The following is a 25,010-nucleotide window of genomic DNA, read 5'->3' as shown; positions in this document are numbered from 1 at the left end:
AAAGCTACAAAACCTTGCGCCGTTGCCTACGGCTGCACCAGAATCCGCTGGCTTGTGCGCTTTGGGGTCACTCGGTAACTTGATTCGTGTCACTGCTCATCAGTGATCGGGTTTAGCAGCCCGTCGTGACGAAGCGCATTTGCATCCAGACAGTCAGGTCATTTCATGCCTGCACTTTATGGTAGCTGTGCGCAGGGCGCCCTCGGGCGCGCCGGATTCGTCTCCGCCGGTCTGCTAACCTGCACACAGCTGCCACCCTCGTTTAGCAGCGATTCGGTGATGGCTCCATATTGTTGGAGACGTAAATATGTTCAAGGTAACGCCAAACCCACCAGACGCCGATCCGATCTCCCCATACGAACCCGATTCAAAAAAGCTCAATGAGGCCGCCGAGCGCGCCCTCGACTTCCACTTCCCATCGAATGCCGACATCAAAGCCACCGAGCGTAAACCCAGCAAGATGTTTGCCGTGGATCCAGAAGCCACGGCCGAAACCCTGGCGGTTTTTTTGGTCGAGACGCTGGCTTCTGTCGATGTGATGGTCCATCAGTTGGTGGATCATCTGGAGGGTGAGTCGCGCTACGCCCTGCTGGGCATTTCAAACAGCATCATGGTGGCGGAGATCACCGCGAATCGCGTGCTGGATAAAATAGAAGTGTGAGCTCCATTCCCCTGTGGGAGCGGGCTTGCTCGCGAAAGCGGTGGGTCAGGCAACATCAATGTTGACTGTACCGCCGTCTTCGCGAGCAAGCCCGCTCCCACAGGGATTGCGCTCAACTGACTGGCATCGCTGAACGCAGGACAGAACCCAGTTCCACTTTGCTCTTCACGCCCAGTTGCAGGTAGCAGTTGCGCAAATAAGTGCGGACTGTCGCAGGGCTCAACTCCAGGATTTTGGCAATTTCCTTGTAGGAATGGCCGGCGGCGAACAGCATGGCTGCCGTTCGCTCCCGTGGCGCCAGCATCGCCCCGCGCGACTGGGCTTCGAGCGACAGGATAACGTGCTCGGCGTTAGGGCTCAGTGTCAGGGCGCAGCGGCCCAGACGCATGACGCAGGGTGCCTTTGGCAGTTGCGCGATCACCTGCGCGGGAAGCATTGAACCGTTCCAGCCGGGTAACTCACGTTCAATGGCTGCACACAGCGTTGCCCCTACGTACAGCAAACTGCCGTCCATGCGCGCGACGCCAAAGTCCGACGCCCCGTTGCCCGTATCGAAGCGGATCATGTCCTGCACCTGGAATCGCCATAGCTGCAACAGATGGTCGCAGAAGGCCGAAAACAGATCGGCCTCGTTGTCGTTGAACGCCCAGGCATCCCTGCCTCGGTAGAGGCAGACGAAGAACATCAAGCCGCTTTCGGGTAGCTCGAAGGTGATGCACATCAGGTAGTAGAGGTCGTGGCGCCGAGCGAACACATTCACTTCTTCATTGGGGTCGGTGAAGCCGCTGTCGCGCACAACCTCACCGGGTCGACTCATGGTGTCATCGGAGAATTTGTCGTTGCGCGCACAGGTGTGCCACTCGGCGGTAAACGACTCGGGCAGATTGATTCGCCCGTGCATCCAGTTTCTGGTCGAAACATCGACACCCGGCGCAGACATCTCGCCCCACCAGGCCGAAGCGAAGGGCACCAGTTGGCTGAACGCCTGCAGGCCGTCGGTGATGAAGCGGGATGCACCGCGATCTCGGGCAAGACGCCCCAAGTGCAAGATGCAAAGGTTGAACGCTTGCAGCGTTGCCATCGACGCCTTGGCGCCGACCTCATCACCCTCCCCCATGTTCTGATCCTGTTCGCTGCATGGCGTACTATTTTTTTGACCATGCCACAGGCACAGCGAATGCGTCCAGCCCCTGGCACGCAAGCTCCCCGCCGCGGGGTAGGCGCTGTTTCAGAGTTTGATTTCGCCGGCCGGCATCACGTCGATCCGCGCCACGGAGCCGGTCAGGTGCGCCAGATCCTTGTTGTGTTCGGCGATGATGTCTTCGGCGCTCATCGCGCCATTGCCAACAGTGGAATGAGCGTCGGCCACCAGCACGACGTCATAACCCAATTGATGCGCTTGGCGAACGGTGGCGTTGATGCAGTAGTCGGTTTGCAGACCGCAGATGATCAGACGATCGGCCTCCAGCTCTTGCAGCTGTTCATGCAAGTGGGTCTGGTAAAACGAATCCGGGGTGGTTTTGCGCACGCGCAAGTCTTGGGGTGAAGTCTTCAGACCGTCGGCCAGTTGCCAGCCTTCGCCGCCGAATTGCAGCAGATCGCCCTCTTCTTCGTGCTGGATCAGGATCACCGGGATGTTGGTTGCCCGGGCTTTGGTACTGAGGTCGTTGATGGTGTCGATGACGCGCTGGATGTCGAAGCATTCATACTCGCCGGTGCACAGCGCGCGTTGGACATCGATGATCAGGAGTGCGGTGCTCATGGCTTCCTTCCTTAGATCGGTCGGTAAAACGATGCAATTCAACTCCCTTTTTAACCTGTAGCAACTGTCGAGCTTGCGAGGCTGCGTTCGAACCCCTGTAGGAGCTGCCGAAGGCTGCGATCTTTTGATCTTGCTTTCGCTGACATCAGAGGCAAAAGATCGCAGCCTTCGGCAGCTCCTACGGGATCGGGGCCACCCGGGGAGTTCAGGTGGCCGGTGATCGCCTGTTTCAGTAACCGAGTGACAACCCGGTATTACGCCGTGGATCGTTCGCGCCATAGAAACGGTTCTTGCCCACAGGCTTGCCTTCCAGCGAAGGCGCACCTACCAGAATAGCTGCGATATGGTTGGGGTCCTGCGGCCCGGCAAATTTGTGCCCCCAGCTTTCGAGCATCTTCTTGGTGTCCGGGCTGGTGGCGAAGTTCTCCAGGTTGGTTTCTTCCGGCAGCCATTGCTGGTGGAAACGCGGCGCATCCACCGCTTCCTGGATGTTCATGCCGTAGTCGATCACGTTGAGGATGGTCAGCAGGGTTGCGGTGATGATGCGGCTGCCACCGGGGGTGCCGACGACCATGACGACTTTGCCGTCCTTGGTGACGATGGTCGGGCTCATGGACGACAGCGGCGCCTTGCCGGGGGCGATGGCGTTGGCTTCGCCCTGCACCAGACCGTACATGTTCGGCACGCCGATTTTCGAGGTGAAGTCGTCCATTTCATCGTTGAGGATGACCCCGGTTTTGCTCGCCATGACGCCGGCGCCGAACCAGTCGTTGAGGGTGTAGGTCACCGACACCGCATTGCCCCATTTGTCGACGATCGAGTAATGGGTGGTATTGCTGCCTTCGTGGGGCGCCACGCCGGGTTTGATCTCGCGGGACACGCCGGCCTTTTGCGGATCGATGACTTCGCGGATTTTGGTCGCGTAGTTTTTATCCAGCAAATGGGCGATCGGATTTTTCACGAAGTCCGGGTCGCCGAGGTAGCTGTTGCGGTCCACATACGCGTGACGCATCGCTTCGATCTGGTAATGCATCGCCTGGGCCGAGCGGAAGCCCAGGTCTTTCATCGGGTAGCCGTCGAGGATGTTCATGATCTCGCAGATCACCACGCCACCGGAGCTTGGCGGTGGCGCCGAGACCACATGATAGCCACGGTAATCGCACTCGATCGGCGCCAGTTCGCGGGTCTGGTATTTGTCGAGGTCGGCCTGGGTGATGATGCCCTTGTTGGCCTGACTGGAGGTGACAATGGCGTCGGCCACCCAGCCTTTATAGAAACCGTCGGCGCCCTTCTCGGAAATTTCCCGCAGGGTTTTGCTCAAGTCTTTTTGTACGAGTTTCTGGCCCACCTGCATCGGCTCGCCATTGCTCAGGAAAATCGAGCCCGAGTCGCGCATGTCTTTTTTGAAGACGTCCGTGGCGTACTCCAGCAAGTCGACATCGCCCTGCTCCAGCACAAAACCGTCTTCGGCAAGCTTGATGGCCGGGGCGATCACTTCCTTGCGGGGTTTGGTACCGTATTTCTTCAGGGCCAGTTCCATGCCCGAAACGGTGCCCGGCACGCCAACGGCAAGATGGCCGCGTGTGCTCAGGTCCGGGATGACGTTACCCGCTTTGTCGAGGTACATGTCGGGGGTCGCGGCCAGCGGGGCTTTTTCACGGAAGTCGAGGAAGGTCTTGCGCCCGTCCGCCAATTGAATCGTCATGAAACCGCCGCCACCCAGGTTGCCCGCCGCGGGGTACACCACCGCCAGCGCATAACCCACCGCAACGGCGGCATCGACGGCGTTGCCACCATTCTTGAGCACATCGACGCCGACGTGGCTGGCCAGATGCTGCGCGGTGACGACCATGCCGTTTTCGGCCGCGACCGGGGCAACGGAGGCCGCGTGGGCGGTCAGGCAGCTCAGCGCCAATGCGGTTGCCACGAGCGATTTGGTAAAAGGTTCGAACTTCATGAGTCAGTCTCTTTTTGTTTTTAGGTTCTGTTCAAAAACAGCGGGAACGGTTCAAGAGCAGTAGGCAAGTATGGCTGGGATTGCGTATTGCGCCTCCCCGACGAGGCAGTATGCTGGGCCCCCTGTTCAGCACTTTTGCGGAGTCCGCCGGCATGTCCTACACCTTCACCACCCTGGCGTCTCCGGTCGGCGAATTGAAACTGGTGGCGAAAGACGCACGACTGGCGGCCATCCTCTGGGAAAACGACAAACCAGGCCGGGTAAGGCTGGGGCCGATGACTGAAGCAGCGGACAACCCGATCCTGGTGCGCACCGCACAGCAGTTGCAGGAATACTTCGCTGGCACGCGTAACCGTTTCGAACTGGAACTGGATTTTGCCGGGACGGAATTTCAGCAGAAGGTATGGCACGCGCTGCTGACCATTCCGTTTGGCGAAACTCGCAGCTACAGCGAGATTGCCCGGCAGATCGGCAATCCCAGCGCGGTTCGCGCGGTGGGTGCAGCGAATGGCAAGAATCCGATTTCGATTATCGCGCCGTGTCATCGGGTGATCGGTGCGTCGGGGAAACTGACGGGGTTTGCCGGTGGGCTTGAGGCGAAAGAGCGGTTGCTGACGCTGGAGGGGTACGAGTGCCACGGGGCCGGCAGGATGGATGATTTGTTTATCTAACGGCCCCTACAAAAAGACAGGGAATATCTCTCAGCAATTACCTAAATCGTCGCCCGCAATTCCCGTGGCGACAGGCCATAGTGTGAGCGAAAGCGCACTGCAAAACGTGAGGCCGAGGCGTAACCGCTGGCACCGGCAATTTCACCGATGGGGCGAGACGTGGTTTGCAACCATTGCAGCGCCGTCGCCAGCCGAACGTTTTCCAGGATATTCCTGAAACTGCTCCCCTCATTGGCCAGTTGGCGACGCAATGTCGACTCCCCCAGGTTCAGGTGTTGTGCCACGTGCGCAACAGTCCAGTCTCTTTCCGGGCTGCTCATTACCAGTTGCTGCACCCGTTCGCACAGTGGATCGTTACGATCCATCAGCAGCGGCCCGGCCTGGCCGCCGAGGCACAGGCTCAGGAGAACCGCTTCCCCATAATGGGTGCGCAATGCATCCGGCGCGTTTGCATTGATGGAGGCCAATAACTGATCCCATGCCTGTGTCGTATGCCGATCCAGAGGAACACATAGGTCTGTCTTCTGGGCATGGCGATGGCTGATGATCTGCTGGCCATATCGGCTGCTGAAGTTACGCAGTGTCGAACCGGGAAAGGTCACCACATCGGCAATGTAGTGACCGTGAAGGCCGGGGAAGTTCGAGATGCCAAGCTCGCGCCCGGCCGGCATCAGAATCAGATGTTGCGGCCCTGCACGCATCTGACGGTCATCCCATTGCAGCAGTTTTTCTCCCTGCCGCACTCGACACAAGGCGGTGGCGAATATCGGCACCCGTTGCAATGTATGGGGCTGTCGCGCCCGTATGACACACGCATCGATAATGTTTTCCCGGTGCTGTATGCCGACACAAGGGCGCATTGTTCTTAACGTCCGTAAGTTGAAGTGATGGTCGCTTTGGCCAAGGCGTTGGCATTGAGCATATAGCCCACCAAGGCGCCGCTGGCCTGGTTGTCGAGCGGTAGCTTATCGACTTTCAACGCCCATACGGTGAATTGATAGCGATGGGGCTTGTCGCCTGCAGGCGGACAAGCCCCGCCAAATCCCGGCTGGCCATAATCGGTTCGCCCTTGTACTGCACCGGCAGGCAGGTTCGAACCGACCCCTCTTGGCAAACTGCTGGTTGAAGCGGGCAAGTTGACCACCGTCCAATGCCACCAGCCGCTGCCGGTCGGCGCATCAGGATCGTAGACCGTGATCGCGTAACTTTTGGTGCCCGCCGGGGCGTTGCGCCAGGAAAGCTCGGGCGAAGTATTACCACCTTCGCAACCGAAGCCCTGGAACACCTCGCGACTGGTCAACGGGCGGTTTTCAGCAATATCCTGGCTCGTCAGCGAGAAGTCGGCAGCGTGTCCCGTGAGCACGACCCCCATGGACAATGCGGATAGGATTATTCTGATGTTCATCGTGACCTCATCTGAGTGTTGGCGTGAGGCACGAGTTTAGAGAGAGCAAAGGCTGGTTACTGTGCCGAAATGCTCAACCATTGTGCCTGAACGCTCTCTCGATTCAGAGGCCAATCCAATCCTGCTCAAACCGCTCCGAAGATGTTTTTCATCGCCGCATACTGCAGCAGCATGATGGTCTTGGCATCGCAGATCTCCCCGCGATAGAACGCCGCCAGCGCCTCGTCGAACCTCCACTCCAGTACTTCCAGTTCTTCGGTTTCTTCCTCCAGCCCGCCGCCATCACTGACCTTCGAAGACGCGTCGTACTCAGCGATGAAGAAATGCAGCTTTTCAGTCACCGAACCGGGGCTCATGTAGGCTTCGAAAACCTTCTGCACATGGTGGACGCGATAGCCGGTTTCCTCCTCGGCCTCAGCACGAATGCGCTCTTCAGGCGCAACGCCTTCCAGCAGGCCCGCCGCCACTTCAATCAGCAAACCATCGTGGCCGTTGACGAACACCGGCAGCCTGAACTGGCGGGTCAGTACGACGGTTTTCTTCTCGCGATTGAACAGCAAAATCGCCGCGCCATTGCCCCGGTCATAGACCTCACGCGTCTGGCGCTGCCAGTCGCCGTTGTTGCGCAAGTAATCGAAAGTGATTTTCTTCAGCAGATACCAGTCGTGGGACAACACCCGGGACTCGATGATGTTGACCCGCTCGGCTGTGTTCGACATGACAATCCATCCTTATGTTCGTCAGAAAGCGTCCATGTTAGGCGAAAACAGAAAAGCCCGGCGACTGATTCTAAGTGAACAGCTTTGCGCTTCACTCTCAGGAAAGTTGCGCCTTGTATTCTTTCTGATACTGCCCGGCCAGGGTTTCTTTCTGTTGCTCGTCGAGCAACTTGCCGGCCATCTGGAAGAACTTCTGCTCCTCCTCTTTGAGGTGGTGATGGACCTTCTCCGAGAGCTTTTTCGCCGTTGCCAACCAGGATGGACTGGACATTTCGGTCGCATCCAGCGCTTCCATCATCTCGTCCATTTCGTGGTGTTCGGAGATGGCGTGACGACTAAGATCCACGCCGTTGTCGAACGCCATCAGCGGCATGTAGAAATGGCGTTCTTCAGCGGTTTCGTGGGCCTGAAGCTCGGATTTGAGCCGTTTGTAAGCCTCGACCCGTTCCGGGGTGTCGCCCTGGGTTTGAATCAGCGCATCGGCATAACGGCGCTGACGGTCGTGGCTTTCGCGCAAGGCTTCAAAAATGTTCACGGGCTGTCCTCATTGGCTGCGTTCAGCAATGATGCTGTTCAGGCTAGACATTCCTGGAGTCCCCGGGGTTCCTTCGGTTGCGGGGGATAGAACAATCGCCACATCCGGGATAGGCTCCGTGTTCACTGCCATAAGGATGTGTAGCCTATGACCCTGCGAATCGAATTGTCGAAAAATGCCTCCCAGGAAGAACGCGAGGCGATCCTCACACCGCTGCGCGCCTATAACGCCTCAAAGGCCGGGGCCACGGTGTCAGAGCAGATTGCTTTGCTGGTACGCAATGACAGCGACGAGATTCTCGGCGGGCTTTATGGCCGAGTGTTTTACCGGTGGTTTTTCATTGAGTTGTTGTCGGTGCCGGAGCTGGCCCGGGGACAAGGGATGGGCTCGAAGCTGATGCAGATGGCCGAAGACCTGGCGCGGGAAAAGGAATGCGTGGGGATCTGGCTGGACACTTTCGACTTCCAGGCGCCGGAGTTTTACAAGAAGCATGGTTACAGCGAGTTGGGGCACATCGCCGATTACCCGCCGGGCCATAAGCGCTTCTTTTTTCAGAAGCGCCTCATTAACACTGATTAAGACGCGCAACCTGTGGGAGCGGGCTTGCTCGCGAAGCTTTTGGCGCCCCTGAAGGCCCCTTCGCGAGCAAGTCGGATCGCCGCACCGCCGCTCCCACATTGGAATGGCATCGGCCGATCGTCTGGGGATTGAGCCTCAAACTGCAGACTGCTCAGAGACAGGTCGCCAACGCCGCCAATCGGCGTTTGGCGACAAAATCGTCATGCTGCGCGTAGTAGCTCAACGCTGTACCCGAGGCGTCGGTGCTCACGTCCACGAAGGACTCGGCCGAACGGGTGTAGACCGTCGAGCCACCCTTCTTGCCCGGCTGCAAATAAGCGCCCGCATCGACGCCGAACACCGCTTCGTCCTGCCAGGCAAACTGCACGCACTGGGCGACGATTTTTTCCGGTTTGTCCGAGGTCAGGGTTTTGTACGGGGTTTTGGTGCGGGCGTCATTCATCGCCGATCCGGCGCAGCCCGCCAGCAAGGTTGCGGCTAGCGCCACCATCAGAATTCGCATTGCGTTCGCTCATCAGGAAAAAGCGGACTGTATCACTGCGACGCAGCGTATCGTTCTGCTTTACTTCATTTATACCGCGACACCGCGCAACGATTCGCGCACCCTGTTGCGCCATTAACGCCGCATCGCCCATTTTTTCCGGGCGCATTTTTCTGGAAAGGTCATGACACCCAACGCCGAATACTACAAACCGACCGCTGAATACGCCGACAAGCTGATCAGCCAGATCGGTCAGACGCCGTCCTGGATCGCCAAGCGAATTGGCGTCACCGACAAGCGGATTCGCTACATTCTCGATGGCGAAAGAACCGTTAAAGGCGAAACCACGCCGATCCAGATGACCTACCCCGAGCAATTTGCTCTGGAGTGTCTGGCCGCGGCTGCCAAGGCGAGCAAAAAGCAGTCTTCCAAGGAGTGACCATGGCGGCAACCGAACAGCAACACGAGCAGGCGCTGAAAAAGTTTCTCGATGAGCGTCCTGAGCTGCGCATCGAACTGGACAACCTGAATCCACTGTTGGCCCAGGCCAAGGGCGTGACAGTGGCGCAGTACCGCGACGAGCGCTTGCATGAAGCGTTCGAAGCCGAGGCTGAGCGCCTGGGTTTGTTTGCCTGGGAGCTGACGCTGCAACTGACTGCCCCCACGCCTGAGGATTACCAGGCCCAACGCCTGGAGGTGCACAAGGAAGTCGCGGAGATGGCCGGCATGGACTGGCTGGAGTATTGCGAGTTATATGGGCTAACCAAATAATCATCGCTGCTCAAGGAAGTCCTCTTCAATGCTGCCTTCTCCGTCAGGCACCCGGGCCACGCCGGGGCATCTGCATACCCATAAATGGCGCGGACGCATCGGCCTGGCGCTGGTCGCCGGTTTGTCGGTGCTCGCCGGCATGACCGATGCCATCGGCTTCATGGCCAGCGGCGACTTCGTGTCCTTCATGAGCGGCAACACCACACGCCTTGCCGTAGCGATCAGCGATGGCGATCTCGGGCTGACCCTGCGTCTGCTGATTCTCGTGGCCACGTTCGTCATCGGTAATGCCTTGGGCATTGTCGTCAGCCGGTTCGGTGGCCGACGGGCGCTGCCATTGATGCTGTGCATCGCCACGTTGCTGTGCGGCGCCGCGGCCTGGCCCTATGACAGGCAACTGCCGGCGCTGTTGGCGACGATCATTGCCATGGGCATGCTCAATGCCGCCGTGGAAGAGGTGAATGGACTGCCGGTCGGGCTGACCTACGTCACCGGCGCGTTATCGAGGTTTGGTCGTGGGCTGGGGCGGTGGATGCTTGGCGAGCGGCGCAATGGCTGGCGGGTGCAGTTGGTCCCATGGACCGGGATGTTTGCCGGCGCGGTGCTGGGTGCTTTACTGGAACATCATCTTGGGCTCAAGGCGCTGTTTGTCAGTGGGTTGCTGGCCGGGGCGCTGGGGGTGCTGTCATTGAAGATACCGCGGCGTTGGCAGTTGGGTTATATGCCGCGCTGAGCAGGTGATCAGATCCTGAATTTATGTTGCCGGGAAGTCCGTCTTCGCGAGCAAGCCCGCTCCCACACTGGATCTGCGGCGGACCACTGTTTTGTGTTCGACATAAATCCAGTGTGGGAGCGGGCTTGCTCGCGAAGGCAGCGACTCGGTCTTCAGGTAAACGCCCTTCGCCGCCCCGCCGATAAAGCTTTATCATGGGCGCAGTTTTGCTGATCGAGCCCATCATGAAATTCGCCATTGCGCTGTTTTCCGCCGCCCATGCACCCTCCTCGCGCCGTGCCTTGCTGTTCGCCCAGGCCGCGCTGGCCGGCGGGCATGAGATTGTCCGGCTGTTTTTCTATCAGGATGGCGTCTACAACGCGTCCGGCAGCGTGGTCACGCCTCAGGACGAGCAGGATTTGCCCAAGCAATGGCACAACTTTGTCACCGAGCATCAACTCGATGGCGTGGTCTGCATCGCCGCCGCCCTGCGCCGTGGGGTGTTGAACGAGGAAGAAGCCCAGCGCTATCAGCGTGAAGCGATAGCGGTGGGTGCGCCGTGGGAATTGTCCGGTCTCGGCCAGTTGCATGACGCGGTGCAGGACGCTGACCGTTTGATCTGTTTCGGAGGCACGTGAGATGGCTAAATCCTTGCTGATTATCAGCCGTCAGGCGCCGTGGTCCGGGCCGAATGCGCGTGAAGCGCTGGACATCGTGCTGGCCGGCGGTGCCTTCGATCTGCCGATCGGCCTGCTGTTTCTCGATGACGGCGTGTTCCAGCTCGCCAATGAACAGAACGCCAAAGCCCTGCAACAGAAAGACCTGAGCGCCAACCTGCAAGCCTTGCCGATGTTTGGCGTCGAAGACCTGTTCGTCTGCGGCGAAAGCGCCGCGACCCGTGGCCTGGACCCTGAAAACCTGTCACTTGAAGAAGCCCAGGTGCTGACCGCCCAGGAAATCACCGCCCTTATTGACCGTTACGACCAGGTGATCACCCTCTGATGTCGACTTTGCATGTGTTGTCTCATTCCCCTTTCGGCGACGACCGCCTGAGCAGTTGCCTGCGCGTGATCGGCGTCGACGATGCGCTTTTGCTGAGTGGCGATGCGGCTTATGCCTTGCAGCCAGGCACCGCGCCATTCAGCGCGCTGCACGCCCGCGGCCTGAAGTTGTTCGTACTGGCCGAAGATGCTCAAGCACGGGCGTTGCAAATCCCGGACTGGGCCGAGGCCATCGACTACCCGGCCTTCGTCGAACTGTCGATTCACTACGACAAGGTCAACAGTTGGCTATGAAATCCCTGACGGTCGGCGCCCGCGCCATTGAACTGGACAAGGACGGTTTCCTGGTCGAACTGAGTGACTGGTCTGCCGAGGTGGCCGCCGCCCTCGCCGCTGCCGAAGACATTGAGTTGAGCCCGGAACACTGGGAGATCCTCGAACTGCTGCGCAGTTTCTACGACGAATTCCAGCTGTCCCCGGCGACCCGCCCGCTGATCAAGTACACCGCATTGAAACTCGGCCCCGACAAGGGCAACAGCCTGCACCTGAACCGACTGTTCAAAGGCACCCCTGCCAAACTCGCCGCGAAACTGGCGGGCCTGCCCAAACCGACGAATTGCTTATGACCGACTATCCAGCACTGACCCTCGAAACGCCCGCCGAGCACCCGTTCGCCCAGTTCGTGCGGATTCTTGGCAAGGGCAAACGCGGTGCCCGCAACCTGACCCGCGAAGAAGCCCGCGAGGCCATGGGCCTGTTGCTCGACGACAAGGTCGAGGACACCCAGCTCGGCGCGTTCCTGATGCTGTTGCGGCACAAGGAAGAAAGCGCCGAGGAAATGGCCGGGTTCGCCGAAGCCGTGCGTGAACGCCTGAATCCGCCAGCGCTGGCGGTTGATCTGGACTGGCCGACGTATGCCGGCAAGAAGCGTCACTTACCGTGGTACCTGCTGGCGGCCAAGTGCCTGGCGCAGAACGGCGTGCGCATCTTCATGCATGGCGGCGGCGCGCACACGGCCGGTCGGCTGTACAGCGAACAACTGCTCGAGACGCTGAACATTCCACTGTGCCGCAACTGGCAGCAGGTCGGCGCAGCGCTCGATCAGGGCAGTCTGGCGTTCATGCCATTGGTGGACTGGGCCCCGCAACTTCAGCGAATGATCGACCTGCGCAACACTTTGGGCCTGCGCTCGCCGATCCATTCCCTGGCGCGGATTCTTAATCCGTTGGGCGCCCGTTGCGGCCTGCAGAGCATTTTCCACCCCGGCTATCAGGCCGTACATCGCGAGGCCAGCGGTTTGCTCGGCGACACTGCCATCGTGATCAAGGGCGATGGCGGTGAAATCGAGATTAACCCGGATGCCGACAGTCATCTGTATGGCACCACCGGCGGCGAAAGCTGGGATGAAGAGTGGCCGCAGATGTCGACCCAGCGCCACGTCAAACCGGCCAGCCTGGAACCGGAGCATTTGAAAGCCGTGTGGCGTGGCGACGTGGTCGACAGCTACCCGCAAATGGCGTTGATCTCGACCATGGCCCTGGCCTTGCGCGGCCTCGGTCAGCCCCGCGAGCTAGCGTTCGAAACCGCCCAGCAATATTGGGAAGCAAGGGACCGATCGATTTAACCGATCATAAACGCCCAACCTTTGCGCTATTTGTTCGAACCTATGCGCATAGACTCCTCTCCAACGCTTATCGGTTGAGGAGTTTTGAACATGGGTTTGTTAGTCGAAGGCCGCTGGCAAGATCAGTGGTATGAAAGCAAGGACGGCACGTTCCAGCGCGAACAGGCGCAACGTCGCCACTGGCTGACCGCCGACGGCAGGCCAGGCCCGACCGGCATCGGTGGTTTTGCTGCCGAGGCGGGTCGCTATCATCTCTACGTCTCCCTCGCCTGCCCGTGGGCCCATCGCACGCTGATTCTGCGTAAGCTCAAAGGCCTGGAAAGCCTGATCGATGTATCAGTGGTGAGCTTTCTAATGCTGGAGAACGGTTGGACCTTCGACAAGGCTCACGGCTCGACCGGCGACAAGCTTGGCGATCTGAAATTTCTGCACCAGCGCTACACCACCGATACCGCTAACTACACCGGTCGCGTCACGGTGCCGGTGCTGTGGGACAAACAGACAAATCGCATCGTCAACAATGAGTCGGCGGAGATCATCCGCATGTTCAACAGCGCGTTCGATGAGTTGACCGGCAACGACCTGGATTTCTACCCGGCGCCCTTGCGAAACGAAATCGACGCCATGAACGAGCGGATTTATCCAGCGGTGAACAACGGCGTCTATCGCGCCGGGTTCGCCACCTCGCAGCAGGCTTATGAAGAAGCGTTCGATGAATTGTTTGCTGAGCTGGATCGGCTGGAACAGCTGCTGGACGCGAATCGTTACCTGACGGGCGAATACCTGACGGAAGCGGATATTCGACTGTTCACTACGATGATTCGTTTTGATGCGGTGTACTTCGGGCACTTCAAGTGCAACCTGCGACGGATTGCCGATTATCCGAATCTGTCGAACTGGCTACGGGAGATTTATCAGTGGCCGGGGATAGCCGAGACGGTGAGTTTTGAGCACATCAAGAATCACTACTACGGCAGCCACAAGACCATCAATCCGACCGGGATCGTGCCTAAAGGGCCGGCGCAGGACTTCACTGCGGCTCATGATCGGGGGCGGTTGAGCGGGAAAGGGGTTTGGCGCAAGGCCTGAGGTTTGTGCAAGATTTGAGGGCCTCTTCGCGGGCAAGCCTCGCTCCTACGGTTTTCCATTAACCCTGTAGGAGCGAGGCTTGCCCGCGAATGGGACGACTCGGTATTCAGACCTGCCCCTGAGCCCCTTCAAACCACGCCAGTTTCTCGCGCAGTTGCACCACTTCCCCGACGATCACCAGCGTCGGCGCATGCACTTCATGCTCCGCCACCAGCCGTGGAAGGTCGGCCAGGGTGCCGGTAAACACCCGCTGATTGACTGTGGTGCCCTGCTGGATCAACGCCGCCGGGGTATCGGCCGCACGACCGTGCTTGATCAACTGCTCGCAGATGATCGGCAGGCCCACCAGCCCCATGTAAAACACCAGGGTTTGCGCCGGCGCGACCAGGTCGGCCCACGGCAAATCGGTGGAACCGTCCTTGAGGTGCCCGGTGACAAACCGCACCGACTGCGCGTAATCGCGGTGAGTCAGCGGAATCCCGGCATAGGCCGCGCAACCACTGGCTGCGGTAATGCCCGGGACGACCTGGAACGGAATGCCATGGGCCGCCAGTTCTTCGATCTCTTCACCGCCGCGCCCGAAAATGAACGGATCGCCGCCCTTCAACCGCACCACGCGCTTGCCGGCCTTGGCCAGATCCACCAGATGCTGGTTGATCTGTTCCTGAGGCACGGAGTGATCGGCGCGGCGCTTGCCGACGTAGACTCGCTCGGCATCGCGACGGCACAAATCCAGAATTGCCGGCGCCACCAGACGGTCATACAGCACCACATCGGCTTGCTGCATCAAACGCAAGGCGCGGAAGGTCAACAGGTCGGGGTCACCCGGCCCGGCGCCCACCAGATAAACCTCGCCGGTAGCGACAGGTGCTTCGCCATTGATTTTCGCCAGCATCAGGCGCTCGGCCTCGGCGCCCTGCCCGGCCAGTTGCCGGTCGGCAATCGGGCCCTGGAATACATCCTCCCAGAACGCCCGGCGCTGCTGCACATCCGGAAACAGACCTTTGACCTGAGTACGGAAACGCGCCGCCAGACCGGCCAGTTGGCCATAGGTGGAAGGAATCCAGGTTTCCAGCTTGGCGCGAATCAACCGCGCCAGCACCGGTGCATCGCCGCCGCTGGACACCGCAATGATCAACGGAGAACGGTCGACGATCGCCGGGAAGATCACGCTGCACAGGGCCGGCGCGTCCACCACGTTGACCGGCACGCAACGCCGATGAGCATCGGCGGAGACTTGCGCGTTCAGCGGTTCGTCGTCGGTGGCGGCGATGATCAGCCCGCAACCGTCCAGATCCGTTTCGGCGTAGCCACGTACCAGGCACTCGCCACCGCTGCCGATCACCAGCTCGCGCAGTTGCGGTTCGATTTGCGGTGCAACCACCCGCAGCAGCGCACCGGCTTCGGCCAGCAGGCGGGATTTGCGCAAGGCAATCTCCCCTCCGCCGACGACCAATACACGACTGCCGCGAAGGTTATGAAACAGCGGCAGATAGTCCATTTAACCGATGACCTCAAGGCCACCCATGTACGGCTTGAGCACCTCAGGCACACGGATCGAACCGTCGGCCTGCTGGTAGTTCTCGAGCACCGCCACCAGGGTACGACCAACCGCCAGGCCGGAACCGTTCAGGGTGTGAACCAGCTCAGGCTTGCCGGTTTCCGGGTTGCGGAAACGCGCTTGCATGCGGCGGGCCTGGAAATCGCCGCAGTTGGAGCACGACGAAATTTCGCGGTATTTGTCCTGGCTTGGAATCCACACCTCCAGATCGTAAGTCTTGACCGCGCTGAAGCCCATGTCGCCGGTGCACAGCGCCAGGGTGCGATAGGGCAGTTCCAGCAGTTGCAGGACTTTCTCGGCATTGGCGGTCAGGCCTTCCAGCGCTTCCATCGAGGTCGATGGTTCAACGATCTGCACCATCTCGACCTTGTCGAACTGGTGCTGACGGATCATGCCGCGAGTGTCGCGACCCGATGCACCGGCCTCGCTGCGGAAGCACGGTGTGTGTGCCACGAATTTGATCGGTAGCAGTTTCGAATCGACGATCTCGCCAGCGACGATGTTGGTCAGCGACACTTCAGCGGTCGGGATCAGGTACAGATCGGCTTCGCCTTCGCGGCTGATTTTGAACAGGTCTTCTTCGAATTTCGGCAGCTGACCGGTGCCCTGCAACGCAGGCGCCTGCACCAGGTACGGGGTGTAGGCCTCTTCGTAACCGTGTTCGTTAATGTGCAGGTTGATCATGAACTGCGCCAGCGCACGGTGCAGACGGGCGATCGGGCCGCGCAGCAGGGCGAAACGGGCGCCGGACAGCTTGGCGGCGGTTTCGAAGTCCAGCCAGCCGAACTTCTCGCCCAGGGCCACGTGGTCCTGAACCGGGAAATCGAAGGCCTTCGGCGTGCCCCAGCGGCGCACTTCAACGTTGCCTTCTTCGTCATCGCCGACCGGCACCGATTCGTGCGGCAGGTTCGGGATGCCCAGCAGGATCGAATCCAGCTCGGTCTGGATCGCGTCCAGCTCGAGTTTACCGGTGCTCAACTCCCCCGCCATGCGCTCGACGTCCGCCATCAACGGCGCGATGTCTTCGCCGCGCTGCTTGGCCTGACCGATGGACTTGGAGCGCGCGTTACGTTCAGCCTGCAGAGCTTCGGTGAGGGTCTGGACGGTCTTGCGCTGTTCTTCCAGCGCTTCGATGCGCGCAACATCCAGGGCAAAGCCACGGGATGCCAGGCGGTCCGCTACGTCCTGAAGGTTGCTACGTAACAGTTTGGAATCGAGCATGTCGGTTTCTCGTTATCAAAGTTTGGTCAAGGACAGGCCAGCCCAGGTGGCGAGCAGCCCGCCGAATACGCTGATGACCGCATAGCCCAAGGCCAGCGGCACTTGCCCGGTTTCCAGCAGGCGCACCGTATCCAGTGAAAAGGATGAAAAAGTCGTCAGCCCCCCGAGGAAGCCGACCATCAACCCGGCGCGCACCGCAAACGGTACCTCCGGGCGAATCAAAAACAGACCGTATAGAACGCCGATCAGCAAACAGCCCACGATATTAACGGCCAGCGTCGCGGTATAGAAGTGCCGCGGCCAATTCGCGTTGATCCAGTTACCGGTGGCGAAGCGCAATAGCGTGCCGGCGACACCGCCGACAGAAACGGCAACGATCAATGGAATCACTATTTTCTCCGCTGCCGGGGGCTTAGACGATCAAGCTGCGCGAGGTGATTAAGCTTTTCGCCGATTTTCAGTTCCAGGCCGCGGGGCACGGGCTGATAAAACCGTTGCGGTTCGAGCTCGTCCGGGAAGTAGTCTTCGCCAGCGGCGTAGGCATCCGGTTCATCGTGGGCGTAACGATATTCATCGCCATAACCCAATTGCTTCATCAACTTGGTCGGCGCATTGCGCAAGTGCAGCGGCACTTCGAGCGAGCCGTGTTCGGTGGCGCTGCGCATCGCGGCTTTGAAGCCCATGTACACCGCATTGCTTTTCGGCGCGCAGGCCAGGTACGTGATGGCCTGGGCCACTGCCAACTCACCTTCGGGGCTACCGAGCCGCTCCTGCACTTCCCACGCCGCCAGGCACAGGCTCAGGGCGCGAGGGTCGGCATTACCGATGTCTTCGCTGGCCATGCGCACCACACGCCGGGCCAGGTACAGCGGGTCGCAACCGCCGTCGATCATCCGCGCGAACCAGTACAGCGCGCCATCGGGATTGGAGCCGCGCACCGATTTATGCAGTGCGGAGATCTGGTCGTAGAAGGCTTCGCCGCCCTTGTCGAAGCGCCGGCGGGTATCGCCGAGCAGACTTTGCAGCAGGTCGACGCCGATTTCGCTGTTGTCTTCGGCCAGGTCGGAGGCGTTTTCCAGCAGGTTGAGCAGACGCCGGCCATCGCCATCGGCGGCGGACAACAGCATCTGGAAGCCCTCGTCGCTGAGGGTCAGTTGCCGCTTGCCCAGTCCGCGCTCTTCGGTCAGCGCGCGGTGCACCAGCTTGCGCAGGGCGGCTTCGTCGAGGCTTTTGAGCACATAGACGCGTGCCCGGGACAGCAGCGCGTTATTGAGTTCGAACGAGGGGTTTTCGGTGGTCGCGCCGATGAAAATCAACGTGCCGTCTTCAACGTATGGCAGGAACGCATCCTGCTGGGACTTGTTGAAGCGGTGCACTTCGTCGACGAACAGGATGGTGCGTTTACCGTACTGCCCGGCCTGCTGCTTGGCGACTTCCACCGCCTGGCGGATTTCCTTCACGCCGGCCAGCACCGCCGAAACCGTTTCGAAGTGCGCATCGGAGACTTCCGCGAGCAGCCGCGCCAACGTGGTTTTACCCACCCCCGGCGGCCCCCAGAAAATCATCGAATGCAGGGCGCCCTGCTCCAGCGCTTCACGCAAAGGCTTGCCGCGAGCGAGCAGGTGTTCCTGACCGACGTACTCGTCCAGATTGGTCGCGCGCAGGCGTGCGGCCAAGGGCTGAGCAATCGGGGCGCTGCGAAACAGGTCCATCACTACTTATGAAACCTCACTGGGTCCTGATGCCGATCAGTCAAAGCACTAACACCGCAATCCCCGTGGGAGCGGGCTTGCTCGCGAAGAGGGAGTGTCAGTCGCCATCAATGCTGTCTGACACACCGCATTCGCGAGCAAGCCCGCTCCCACAGGTTCTGCGTCTTACTCCTGGATCACGTCCGCCCCTTTAGGGATGTCGAACTTGAATTTGGACGCCGGAATCGGCTCGTTGGCCTTCACGCCAGTGAACAGGATATTGGTACGCTGACCGACGCTATCAATCAGTTGCATGTCATTGACCAGACCGTTGCGGAACGACAGACGCAGGCTGTCGAACAGGGTGTCTTTGGTTTTCGGCTTCAGGGTGAAGTCGATCACGCCGCCGGCTTCCTTGGCGCTGATGTCGAAGCTCTGGCTGATCTTGGACACATCACCGGACAACAACAGGGCCGGAGTCTGGGTCAGGCGCTGGTCGAGGGTCTTGATGGTGACCTGCTCCAGGTCCGGGTCCCACAGGGAAACCTTCTTGCCGTCGGACACCATCAGTTGCTCTTGCGGCGCATCGGTGTGCCAGTAGAACAGGCCCGGGCGCTGCAAGGACATTTGACCGGCGGTTTCCTGCAACTGGGTGCCGCTGCCATCAAGAGTCAGCTGGGAGAAACGCGCGGTCAGGGTCTGGGATTTTTCCAGCAGTTGAGTCAGACGAGCCACGTCCTTGTCATCGGCGTGGGCCGAAAGCGTGGTCAAAGCCAGTACCGGCAGCAGCAACATGCGGATAAGACGCATGGGAGTCCTCATAAACATTCGTGGGAGTGCGGGCGGCGTCTCAAGACACCGCCCCTTTCAAAACCGGATCAGTCGCGCACCGGGCCGGGGGCCAGGACTTCACGCGAACCGTTGGTGTTCATGGACGTCACGACCCCCGCCATTTCCATGGCTTCGATCATGCGCGCCGCGCGGTTGTAGCCGATTTTCAGCTTGCGCTGAACCGCAGAGATGGACGCACGACGGCTTTCCAGGACGAACTGCACCGCTTCGTCGTAGAGCGCATCGGTTTCGGCATCATCGTCACCGCCACCGCCGCCGTTTTCAAAGCCGCTACCGGGCTCTTCGACACCGGCGAGGATGTCGTCGTTATATTCCGGCGCACCACGCAGTTTCCAGGCTTCAACCACCCGGTGAACCTCGTCATCGGACACGAACGCGCCGTGAACACGAATCGGCAGACTGGTGCCCGGCGGCATGTACAACATATCACCGTGGCCCAGCAGTTGTTCGGCGCCGCCCTGGTCGATGATGGTCCGCGAATCGATCTTGCTCGATACCTGGAACGCCATACGGGTCGGAATGTTCGCCTTGATCAGACCGGTGATCACGTCCACCGACGGACGCTGGGTCGCGAGGATCAAGTGGATGCCGGCCGCACGGGCCTTCTGGGCGATACGGGCGATCAGCTCTTCAACCTTCTTGCCGACGATCATCATCATGTCGGCGAATTCGTCCACGACCACGACGATGGTCGGCAGTTTTTGCAGCAGGGGTGCCTCGTCGTGGATGCTTTCGCGCTTGTACAACGGATCGCTCAACGGCTCGCCGGCGTCCTGGGCTTCCTTGACCTTGGCGTTGAAGCCCGACAGGTTACGCACGCCCATTTTCGCCATCAGCTTGTAGCGCCGTTCCATCTCGGCGACGCTCCAGCGCAAGGCGTTGGCGGCGTCCTTCATGTCGGTGACCACCGGGCACAGCAGGTGCGGAATGCCTTCGTAGATCGACAGCTCAAGCATTTTCGGGTCGATCATGATCAGCTTGGCGTCTTCCGGGCCGGACTTGAACAGAATCGACAGGATCATCGCGTTCACGCCCACCGACTTACCGGAACCGGTTGTACCGGCCACCAGCAAGTGCGGCATTTTTGCCAGGTCGGTGATGACCGGTTTGCCGCCGATATCATGACCCAGGGCCAGGGTGACCGGGGACTTGAAGTTATCGTACTCGGGGGTCGACAAGACCTCGGAGAACCGCACGATCTGCCGGTCTTCGTTAGGGATCTCGATGCCGACCGTGGTCTTGCCCGGAATCACTTCCACGACACGCACGCTGGTCACGGCCAGGGAACGGGCCAGGTCTTTCGCCAGGTTGGAGATGCGGCTGACTTTGACGCCGGCTGCTGGCTGGATTTCGTAACGGGTAATCACCGGGCCCGGGTGAATCGAATCCACCGAAACTTCGACGCCGAATTCCTTGAGCTTGATTTCCAGCAAGTGGCCGACGGCCGCCAGGGATTCGGGCGAATAATTGAGTTGTTTCTTTTCCGCGGGGTCGAGAATCGAGATCGGTGGCAAGGTGCCTTCCACGGCGCTGTCGACGAACAACGGCGCCTGTTTCTCTTTTTCCACGCGCTTGCTGGGAGCTGCCGGTTTGGGCGGAGCCGGGGCAATCACCGGCGGCACCTGTTTCTCGCGCTCGGACATGTGCTTGCTCAGGGCTTGCTCACGCTCGATCAGGCGCTCCTTGACCTTGGCCTGCTCGCGTTTGTCGGTGACAGTCGGCGCGACCACGTCATGCACGCGATCGTCGACTTCACGCAGCTGGGCGACCAGTTGCTTGCGTTCGACACGGGCCGCCCACCAGCGATTGGCCGCGCCCTGAAACAGTTCGAACAGATCAAGGGTGATCTTGCCAGTGACGTCCATCACCTTGAACCACGACAGGTCGGTGAACACTGTCAGGCCGAACAGGAACAGCGCGATGAACAACAGCGTGCTGCCCTGGATGTTCAGCGCGTTCCGGGCCAGATCGCCGAGGCTTTCGCCCAAAGCGCCGCCCGCGCCGGCCGGTAGACCGGTCGCCGCATGGAAATGGATGTGGGCCAGCGCCGCACCCGACAGCACCAGGAATACCAGGCCGATCAGGCGCCAGGAGAACAGCCAGCCGCTCCACTGCCACGGCTCGTGGCGCTGGCGGAAGATCTGATACGCCTTGATCGCCAGCAACAGCGGGAAAATGTAGGCGAAGTAACCCAGGACCATGAACAGGATGTCGGCGCTGTAAGAGCCGGCCGGCCCGCCGAAGTTCTGCACATCGTCGATCTTGCTGTTATGGCTCCAGCCCGGATCGTCTTTGCCGTAGGTCAACAAAGCCATCATCAGGAACAGGCACAAGGCGCCGATGGCGATCAATGCACCTTCCTTGAGCCGGTAGTGCAATTGCTGGCGCCAGAGCGGGACGACTGTTTTAGGTGCTGCGGTGGATTTCTTCAAAACGCTTCTTTTCCTGCGCCCATGGCGCGTCCATCTGTTGAATGACTATAAAAACTGCCCAATCCAGGCAGGTAAAAAAGTTAACAGGCGCAACTGAGACTACTTTTAACACTGCGCCCCGGTTTTTCGAAATACGGCACGCACCGCTTTTTTGATACAAACACTGTTACAAGCGAGCATTGTACGGGTTTGTTCACCCGATGCCATGCTTGAGACCCTTGGGTGCAGCATAGCCAACAGCACAGTACGCGCGGTCCAATTTGAGCATGCATTCTCTTTTGTGACAAAGGCTTATGAGGTGTTTTTATGACTGAAGCGAAGCATTCCCGCCTGATCATTCTGGGTTCCGGCCCCGCCGGTTACAGCGCAGCCGTTTATGCCGCTCGCGCCAACCTCAAACCCGTTGTCATCACCGGCATACAGGCAGGTGGCCAGCTGACCACCACCGTCGAAGTCGACAACTGGCCCGGCGACGTCGAAGGCCTGACCGGCCCGGTACTGATGGAACGCATGCAAAAACACGCCGAACGCTTCGACACAGAGATCGTTTACGACCACATCCATACGGCCAAGTTGCAACAGCGCCCGTTCGAGCTTATCGGCGACAGCGGCACCTACACCTGCGATGCACTGATTATCGCCACCGGCGCTTCGGCCCAATATCTGGGGCTGCCATCGGAAGAAGCCTTTGCCGGCAAAGGAGTTTCGGCCTGCGCCACCTGCGATGGCTTCTTTTACCGCAATCAGGTGGTCGCGGTGGTCGGCGGGGGTAACACGGCCGTGGAAGAAGCACTGTATCTGTCGAACATCGCCAAGGAAGTCCACCTGATTCACCGTCGCGACAAACTGCGCTCGGAGAAGATCCTCCAGGACAAGCTCTTCGAAAAAGCCGCCAACGGCAATATCCGCCTGCACTGGAACCAGAATCTGGACGAAGTATTGGGCGATGCCAGCGGCGTGACCGGTGCCCGCCTGCGGCACAGCCATACGGGCGAAACCAATGACTTGCCGCTGGCCGGCGTATTCATCGCCATTGGCCACAAGCCCAATACCGACCTGTTCCAGGGCCAGCTGAAAATGCGCGACGGTTATCTGCTGATCAAGGGCGGCAGCGAAGGTGATGCCACCGCCACGGACATTGCAGGCGTGTTCGCCGCCGGTGACGTGGCCGATCATATTTACCGCCAGGCGGTGACGTCCGCCGGGGCCGGCTGCATGGCCGCGCTGGATGCCGAGAAGTATCTCGATGACATCCCCACCGTTTGACGGTTAACCTCCTCAGGCGGGCTCAACGGCCCGCTACCACCCTCCCCTTCTGCAAGCCCGGATGCCATGCTGACTTGGTTACAACGCAACACCCTGACCTTCCCGCCGCTGGAAAAAGCCATGCGCGACCCCAACGGGCTGCTGGCCGCGGGCGGCGATCTGTCCGCCGATCGCCTGATTCAAGCCTATCGTCACGGCTGCTTTCCGTGGTTCTCGGAGGGCCAGCCGATTCTCTGGTGGTCGCCGGACCCGCGCACAGTACTGTTTCCCGACGAACTGCATATCTCCCGTAGTTTGAACAAACTGCTGCGCCAACAACGCTATCAAGTGACCTTCGATCGGGATTTTGCCGCGGTCATCCGCGCCTGCGCCGCACCGCGCGAGTACGCTGACGGCACCTGGATCACCCAAGCGATGCAGGATGCCTATGTCGAACTGCACAGGCGTGGTTACGCCCATTCGGTGGAAGTCTGGGACGATGGCGCGCTGGTCGGCGGGCTCTACGGCCTGGCTATGGGGCAGTTGTTTTTTGGCGAGTCGATGTTCAGCCGCGCCGACAACGCTTCCAAATATGGCTTCGCCACCCTGGTGCGACACCTGAAAGACTCGGGTTTTGTGCTGATCGACTGCCAGATGCCTACCGATCATCTGCACAGCCTGGGTGCCCGAGCGATTCCCCGCCGCGAATTTGCCGGCTACCTTGCGCGACACCTGGATCAACCGGGCCGCGCCACTTGGGTTTGCTGAGCGACATTGGCGCGTGTGGCTTACACTTAATGCGGGGAAACTCATTGAGAGCGCCCCCTAATCAAAAGCTTATCCCGAGGGTTGATCATGACCGAGTTGGCGCGTTTGAAGTTTTATGCCACTCAGCCCCACTCTTGCAGCTATCTGCCCGAGGAGCAGGCCACGACGCTGTTCCTCGATCCTAGTCAGCCCATGGATGTGCATGTCTACGCAGATCTGTCGGAAATGGGCTTTCGTCGTAGTGGCGATCATCTCTACCGGCCGCATTGCCAGCATTGCAATGCGTGCGTACCGGCGCGCATTCCTGTGGCGCAATTTACCCCCAACCGTCAGCAAAAACGCATTCTCAAACGCAATGCCGACTTACAGGTGCGTCCGGCCAGACCAAAGTTCAGCGAAGAGTACTTCGACCTGTATCAGCGCTACATCGAACAACGTCATGCCGACGGCGATATGTATCCGCCGAGCCGCGACCAGTTTTCGACCTTCCTGGTACGTGATCTGCCATTCTCCCGCTTCTACGAATTTCGTCTCGAAGGCCGCCTGCTGGCCGTGGCCGTCACTGACTTGCTGCCCAACGGCCTGTCGGCGGTCTACACCTTCTATGAACCCGCGGAGGAGCGTCGTAGCCTGGGGCGCTATGCAATCCTCTGGCAAATCGGCGAAGCCCGACGCCTGGGGCTGGAAGCCGTCTATCTCGGCTACTGGATCAAAAACTGCAAAAAAATGAGCTACAAGACCCAATATCGCCCTATCGAACTGCTGATTAATCAGCGTTGGGTCATCCTGAGCTAGTGCCCTGTCTCGCAAATACTGTTCCTTTTTGACGGCGTCTGTTGTCATCATGCTGCGTTGCCGCTCCTTGCCATAGCGGGCTATGACTCGTCGCGGCGCCTTGCCTGACGACAACAGCCACTCGCCAAAAGAGGAACGTATTTGTGAGACAGGACACTAACCCCTTGGCTTAAACCCCATTTTTCGGGCACAATGCACGCCGCTTTTGCCTGGCGCAGTTGCACCGGGCCATTCATTGGACACCGAGGGCTTTACTGCATGTCGAAAGAAGACAGCTTCGAAATGGAAGGCACTGTCGTCGACACCCTGCCCAACACCATGTTTCGTGTGGAGTTGGAAAATGGGCACGTCGTAACCGCGCATATCTCCGGCAAGATGCGCAAGAACTACATCCGTATTCTTACCGGCGACAAAGTGCGCGTCGAGCTGACGCCCTATGACTTGAGCAAAGGGCGCATCACCTACCGCGCTCGCTAAT

30 protein-coding genes are annotated in these 25,010 nt (G+C 59.8%); 16 read left to right on the top strand and 14 right to left on the bottom strand.

The genetic code is table 11. From position 1 onward, the window contains the following. The first annotated feature begins 307 nt into the window (after positions 1–307). Positions 308–661 carry a DUF6124 family protein gene (locus KW837_RS03230; RefSeq protein ID WP_218394464.1) on the top strand — a complete coding sequence of 118 codons (354 nt, stop codon included), beginning with the start codon at positions 308–310 and terminating at the stop codon, positions 659–661. Positions 662–773: 112 nt separating this feature from the next. Here KW837_RS03230 and KW837_RS03225 read toward each other — a convergent pair whose 3' ends face one another. From KW837_RS03225 to ggt, 3 genes are all read right to left on the bottom strand, one after another. After that, entirely contained in the window at positions 774–1,778 is a 1,005-nt protein-coding gene (locus KW837_RS03225) for a helix-turn-helix transcriptional regulator (RefSeq protein ID WP_218394462.1), read from the bottom strand. A 111-nt stretch (positions 1,779–1,889) separates the two neighbouring features. Next, positions 1,890–2,423, bottom strand: coding sequence for a cysteine hydrolase family protein (locus tag KW837_RS03220; protein WP_218394461.1), 534 nt, complete (start codon positions 2,421–2,423; stop codon positions 1,890–1,892). Between the two features lie 229 nt (positions 2,424–2,652). Continuing rightward, positions 2,653–4,380 carry a gamma-glutamyltransferase gene (ggt, locus tag KW837_RS03215; protein WP_008068370.1) on the bottom strand — a complete coding sequence of 576 codons (1,728 nt, stop codon included), beginning with the start codon at positions 4,378–4,380 and terminating at the stop codon, positions 2,653–2,655. 152 nt (positions 4,381–4,532) lie between these two features. Between ggt and KW837_RS03210 the strand changes: the two genes are divergently transcribed. Then, positions 4,533–5,051, top strand: coding sequence for a methylated-DNA--[protein]-cysteine S-methyltransferase (locus tag KW837_RS03210; protein WP_218395141.1), 519 nt, complete (start codon positions 4,533–4,535; stop codon positions 5,049–5,051). Between the two features lie 41 nt (positions 5,052–5,092). On the opposite strand, the gene KW837_RS03205 is transcribed toward KW837_RS03210, so the two are convergent. The 4 genes from KW837_RS03205 to KW837_RS03190 all read right to left on the bottom strand — a co-directional run bounded on the left by KW837_RS03205 (position 5,093) and on the right by KW837_RS03190 (position 7,710). Next, complete coding sequence (locus KW837_RS03205; RefSeq protein ID WP_218394460.1) at positions 5,093–5,911, bottom strand: AraC family transcriptional regulator; 819 nt, start codon at positions 5,909–5,911, stop codon at positions 5,093–5,095. Positions 5,912–5,916: 5 nt separating this feature from the next. Then, a complete protein-coding gene (locus KW837_RS03200; protein WP_218394459.1) occupies positions 5,917–6,456 on the bottom strand; it encodes a kinase inhibitor in 540 nt (179 codons plus the stop codon). A gap of 125 nt (positions 6,457–6,581) precedes the next feature. Further along, positions 6,582–7,175, bottom strand: a complete 594-nt coding sequence (locus KW837_RS03195; RefSeq protein WP_192342644.1) for an NUDIX domain-containing protein — start codon at positions 7,173–7,175, stop codon at positions 6,582–6,584. Positions 7,176–7,272: 97 nt separating this feature from the next. Then, positions 7,273–7,710 carry a hemerythrin domain-containing protein gene (locus KW837_RS03190; RefSeq protein WP_123493815.1) on the bottom strand — a complete coding sequence of 146 codons (438 nt, stop codon included), beginning with the start codon at positions 7,708–7,710 and terminating at the stop codon, positions 7,273–7,275. A gap of 147 nt (positions 7,711–7,857) precedes the next feature. Here KW837_RS03190 and KW837_RS03185 point away from each other — a divergent pair, with 147 nt between their 5' ends. After that, positions 7,858–8,289, top strand: coding sequence for a GNAT family N-acetyltransferase (locus KW837_RS03185; protein WP_192342641.1), 432 nt, complete (start codon positions 7,858–7,860; stop codon positions 8,287–8,289). A 151-nt stretch (positions 8,290–8,440) separates the two neighbouring features. On the opposite strand, the gene KW837_RS03180 is transcribed toward KW837_RS03185, so the two are convergent. After that, complete coding sequence (locus KW837_RS03180) at positions 8,441–8,791, bottom strand: hypothetical protein (RefSeq protein WP_218394457.1); 351 nt, start codon at positions 8,789–8,791, stop codon at positions 8,441–8,443. Between the two features lie 163 nt (positions 8,792–8,954). Here KW837_RS03180 and KW837_RS03175 point away from each other — a divergent pair, with 163 nt between their 5' ends. The 9 genes from KW837_RS03175 to KW837_RS03135 all read left to right on the top strand — a co-directional run bounded on the left by KW837_RS03175 (position 8,955) and on the right by KW837_RS03135 (position 13,967). Continuing rightward, positions 8,955–9,209, top strand: a complete 255-nt coding sequence (locus KW837_RS03175) for a hypothetical protein (protein ID WP_008008546.1) — start codon at positions 8,955–8,957, stop codon at positions 9,207–9,209. A gap of 2 nt (positions 9,210–9,211) precedes the next feature. Further along, positions 9,212–9,541, top strand: a complete 330-nt coding sequence (locus KW837_RS03170) for a DUF6388 family protein (protein ID WP_218394456.1) — start codon at positions 9,212–9,214, stop codon at positions 9,539–9,541. Positions 9,542–9,569: 28 nt separating this feature from the next. Continuing rightward, positions 9,570–10,274 carry a YoaK family protein gene (locus KW837_RS03165; RefSeq protein ID WP_218394455.1) on the top strand — a complete coding sequence of 235 codons (705 nt, stop codon included), beginning with the start codon at positions 9,570–9,572 and terminating at the stop codon, positions 10,272–10,274. A 224-nt stretch (positions 10,275–10,498) separates the two neighbouring features. Then, positions 10,499–10,891, top strand: a complete 393-nt coding sequence (gene tusD / locus KW837_RS03160; RefSeq protein WP_218394454.1) for a sulfurtransferase complex subunit TusD — start codon at positions 10,499–10,501, stop codon at positions 10,889–10,891. 1 nt (position 10,892) lies between these two features. Continuing rightward, positions 10,893–11,255, top strand: a complete 363-nt coding sequence (tusC, locus tag KW837_RS03155; RefSeq protein WP_192342638.1) for a sulfurtransferase complex subunit TusC — start codon at positions 10,893–10,895, stop codon at positions 11,253–11,255. Next, a complete protein-coding gene (tusB, locus tag KW837_RS03150; protein WP_192342637.1) occupies positions 11,255–11,548 on the top strand; it encodes a sulfurtransferase complex subunit TusB in 294 nt (97 codons plus the stop codon). The genes tusC and tusB overlap by 1 nt, the downstream gene beginning before the upstream one ends. Next, positions 11,545–11,880 (top strand): TusE/DsrC/DsvC family sulfur relay protein, encoded by a 336-nt coding sequence (locus KW837_RS03145; protein ID WP_048396941.1) that lies wholly within the window; start codon positions 11,545–11,547, stop codon positions 11,878–11,880. Before tusB ends, KW837_RS03145 begins: the two co-directional genes overlap by 4 nt. Continuing rightward, on the top strand, positions 11,877–12,878 hold the full coding sequence (locus tag KW837_RS03140; protein WP_218394453.1) for a glycosyl transferase family protein: 1,002 nt from the start codon (positions 11,877–11,879) through the stop codon (positions 12,876–12,878). The genes KW837_RS03145 and KW837_RS03140 overlap by 4 nt, the downstream gene beginning before the upstream one ends. Positions 12,879–12,968: 90 nt before the next feature. Beyond that, positions 12,969–13,967, top strand: coding sequence for a glutathione S-transferase family protein (locus KW837_RS03135; protein WP_218394452.1), 999 nt, complete (start codon positions 12,969–12,971; stop codon positions 13,965–13,967). A 106-nt stretch (positions 13,968–14,073) separates the two neighbouring features. On the opposite strand, the gene cysG is transcribed toward KW837_RS03135, so the two are convergent. The 6 genes from cysG to KW837_RS03105 all read right to left on the bottom strand — a co-directional run bounded on the left by cysG (position 14,074) and on the right by KW837_RS03105 (position 21,724). Continuing rightward, a complete protein-coding gene (cysG, locus tag KW837_RS03130) occupies positions 14,074–15,468 on the bottom strand; it encodes a siroheme synthase CysG (protein ID WP_218394451.1) in 1,395 nt (464 codons plus the stop codon). Further along, a complete protein-coding gene (gene serS, locus KW837_RS03125) occupies positions 15,469–16,749 on the bottom strand; it encodes a serine--tRNA ligase (RefSeq protein WP_218394449.1) in 1,281 nt (426 codons plus the stop codon). 15 nt (positions 16,750–16,764) lie between these two features. Continuing rightward, positions 16,765–17,139: a fluoride efflux transporter CrcB gene (gene crcB, locus KW837_RS03120; RefSeq protein ID WP_008008558.1), complete on the bottom strand. Its 375-nt coding sequence runs from the start codon at positions 17,137–17,139 to the stop codon at positions 16,765–16,767. Further along, positions 17,139–18,461, bottom strand: coding sequence for a replication-associated recombination protein A (locus KW837_RS03115; protein WP_008008559.1), 1,323 nt, complete (start codon positions 18,459–18,461; stop codon positions 17,139–17,141). The genes crcB and KW837_RS03115 overlap by 1 nt, the downstream gene beginning before the upstream one ends. Before the next feature lie 165 nt (positions 18,462–18,626). Further along, complete coding sequence (gene lolA, locus KW837_RS03110) at positions 18,627–19,250, bottom strand: outer membrane lipoprotein chaperone LolA (RefSeq protein ID WP_007904916.1); 624 nt, start codon at positions 19,248–19,250, stop codon at positions 18,627–18,629. Between the two features lie 68 nt (positions 19,251–19,318). Next, a complete protein-coding gene (locus tag KW837_RS03105; protein WP_032830114.1) occupies positions 19,319–21,724 on the bottom strand; it encodes a DNA translocase FtsK in 2,406 nt (801 codons plus the stop codon). 306 nt (positions 21,725–22,030) lie between these two features. Between KW837_RS03105 and trxB the strand changes: the two genes are divergently transcribed. The 4 genes from trxB (at position 22,031) to infA (ending at position 25,009) form a co-directional block, all read left to right on the top strand. Further along, entirely contained in the window at positions 22,031–22,990 is a 960-nt protein-coding gene (trxB, locus tag KW837_RS03100) for a thioredoxin-disulfide reductase (RefSeq protein ID WP_008068332.1), read from the top strand. A 66-nt stretch (positions 22,991–23,056) separates the two neighbouring features. Continuing rightward, positions 23,057–23,737 carry a leucyl/phenylalanyl-tRNA--protein transferase gene (gene aat, locus KW837_RS03095; RefSeq protein ID WP_123493788.1) on the top strand — a complete coding sequence of 227 codons (681 nt, stop codon included), beginning with the start codon at positions 23,057–23,059 and terminating at the stop codon, positions 23,735–23,737. A gap of 87 nt (positions 23,738–23,824) precedes the next feature. Continuing rightward, positions 23,825–24,532: an arginyltransferase gene (locus KW837_RS03090; protein ID WP_123493785.1), complete on the top strand. Its 708-nt coding sequence runs from the start codon at positions 23,825–23,827 to the stop codon at positions 24,530–24,532. A gap of 258 nt (positions 24,533–24,790) precedes the next feature. Beyond that, positions 24,791–25,009, top strand: a complete 219-nt coding sequence (gene infA / locus KW837_RS03085) for a translation initiation factor IF-1 (RefSeq protein WP_002553999.1) — start codon at positions 24,791–24,793, stop codon at positions 25,007–25,009. The last annotated feature ends 1 nt before the right edge of the window (position 25,010 follow it).

The sequence above is a fragment of the Pseudomonas sp. PDM24 genome (assembly GCF_019218905.1).
Taxonomy (GTDB): Bacteria; Pseudomonadota; Gammaproteobacteria; order Pseudomonadales; family Pseudomonadaceae; genus Aquipseudomonas.
This window is presented reverse-complemented; position numbering and strand designations above follow the sequence as displayed.

Coding starts and splice junctions, on each gene's coding strand:
- KW837_RS03115 (WP_008008559.1), bottom strand. CDS start 18,461: ATGGACCTGTTTCGCAGCGCCCCGATTGCTCAGCCCTTGGCCGCACGC.
- KW837_RS03205 (WP_218394460.1), bottom strand. CDS start 5,911: ATGCGCCCTTGTGTCGGCATACAGCACCGGGAAAACATTATCGATGCG.
- KW837_RS03225 (WP_218394462.1), bottom strand. CDS start 1,778: ATGGGGGAGGGTGATGAGGTCGGCGCCAAGGCGTCGATGGCAACGCTG.
- KW837_RS03175 (WP_008008546.1), top strand. CDS start 8,955: ATGACACCCAACGCCGAATACTACAAACCGACCGCTGAATACGCCGAC.
- KW837_RS03140 (WP_218394453.1), top strand. CDS start 11,877: ATGACCGACTATCCAGCACTGACCCTCGAAACGCCCGCCGAGCACCCG.
- tusB (WP_192342637.1), top strand. CDS start 11,255: ATGTCGACTTTGCATGTGTTGTCTCATTCCCCTTTCGGCGACGACCGC.
- tusD (WP_218394454.1), top strand. CDS start 10,499: ATGAAATTCGCCATTGCGCTGTTTTCCGCCGCCCATGCACCCTCCTCG.
- KW837_RS03180 (WP_218394457.1), bottom strand. CDS start 8,791: ATGCGAATTCTGATGGTGGCGCTAGCCGCAACCTTGCTGGCGGGCTGC.
- KW837_RS03165 (WP_218394455.1), top strand. CDS start 9,570: ATGCTGCCTTCTCCGTCAGGCACCCGGGCCACGCCGGGGCATCTGCAT.
- lolA (WP_007904916.1), bottom strand. CDS start 19,250: ATGCGTCTTATCCGCATGTTGCTGCTGCCGGTACTGGCTTTGACCACG.
- aat (WP_123493788.1), top strand. CDS start 23,057: ATGCTGACTTGGTTACAACGCAACACCCTGACCTTCCCGCCGCTGGAA.
- KW837_RS03195 (WP_192342644.1), bottom strand. CDS start 7,175: ATGTCGAACACAGCCGAGCGGGTCAACATCATCGAGTCCCGGGTGTTG.
- KW837_RS03185 (WP_192342641.1), top strand. CDS start 7,858: ATGACCCTGCGAATCGAATTGTCGAAAAATGCCTCCCAGGAAGAACGC.
- KW837_RS03230 (WP_218394464.1), top strand. CDS start 308: ATGTTCAAGGTAACGCCAAACCCACCAGACGCCGATCCGATCTCCCCA.
- tusC (WP_192342638.1), top strand. CDS start 10,893: ATGGCTAAATCCTTGCTGATTATCAGCCGTCAGGCGCCGTGGTCCGGG.
- KW837_RS03200 (WP_218394459.1), bottom strand. CDS start 6,456: ATGAACATCAGAATAATCCTATCCGCATTGTCCATGGGGGTCGTGCTC.
- KW837_RS03170 (WP_218394456.1), top strand. CDS start 9,212: ATGGCGGCAACCGAACAGCAACACGAGCAGGCGCTGAAAAAGTTTCTC.
- infA (WP_002553999.1), top strand. CDS start 24,791: ATGTCGAAAGAAGACAGCTTCGAAATGGAAGGCACTGTCGTCGACACC.
- KW837_RS03220 (WP_218394461.1), bottom strand. CDS start 2,423: ATGAGCACCGCACTCCTGATCATCGATGTCCAACGCGCGCTGTGCACC.
- KW837_RS03090 (WP_123493785.1), top strand. CDS start 23,825: ATGACCGAGTTGGCGCGTTTGAAGTTTTATGCCACTCAGCCCCACTCT.
- cysG (WP_218394451.1), bottom strand. CDS start 15,468: ATGGACTATCTGCCGCTGTTTCATAACCTTCGCGGCAGTCGTGTATTG.
- KW837_RS03210 (WP_218395141.1), top strand. CDS start 4,533: ATGTCCTACACCTTCACCACCCTGGCGTCTCCGGTCGGCGAATTGAAA.
- trxB (WP_008068332.1), top strand. CDS start 22,031: ATGACTGAAGCGAAGCATTCCCGCCTGATCATTCTGGGTTCCGGCCCC.
- KW837_RS03135 (WP_218394452.1), top strand. CDS start 12,969: ATGGGTTTGTTAGTCGAAGGCCGCTGGCAAGATCAGTGGTATGAAAGC.
- ggt (WP_008068370.1), bottom strand. CDS start 4,380: ATGAAGTTCGAACCTTTTACCAAATCGCTCGTGGCAACCGCATTGGCG.
- serS (WP_218394449.1), bottom strand. CDS start 16,749: ATGCTCGATTCCAAACTGTTACGTAGCAACCTTCAGGACGTAGCGGAC.
- KW837_RS03145 (WP_048396941.1), top strand. CDS start 11,545: ATGAAATCCCTGACGGTCGGCGCCCGCGCCATTGAACTGGACAAGGAC.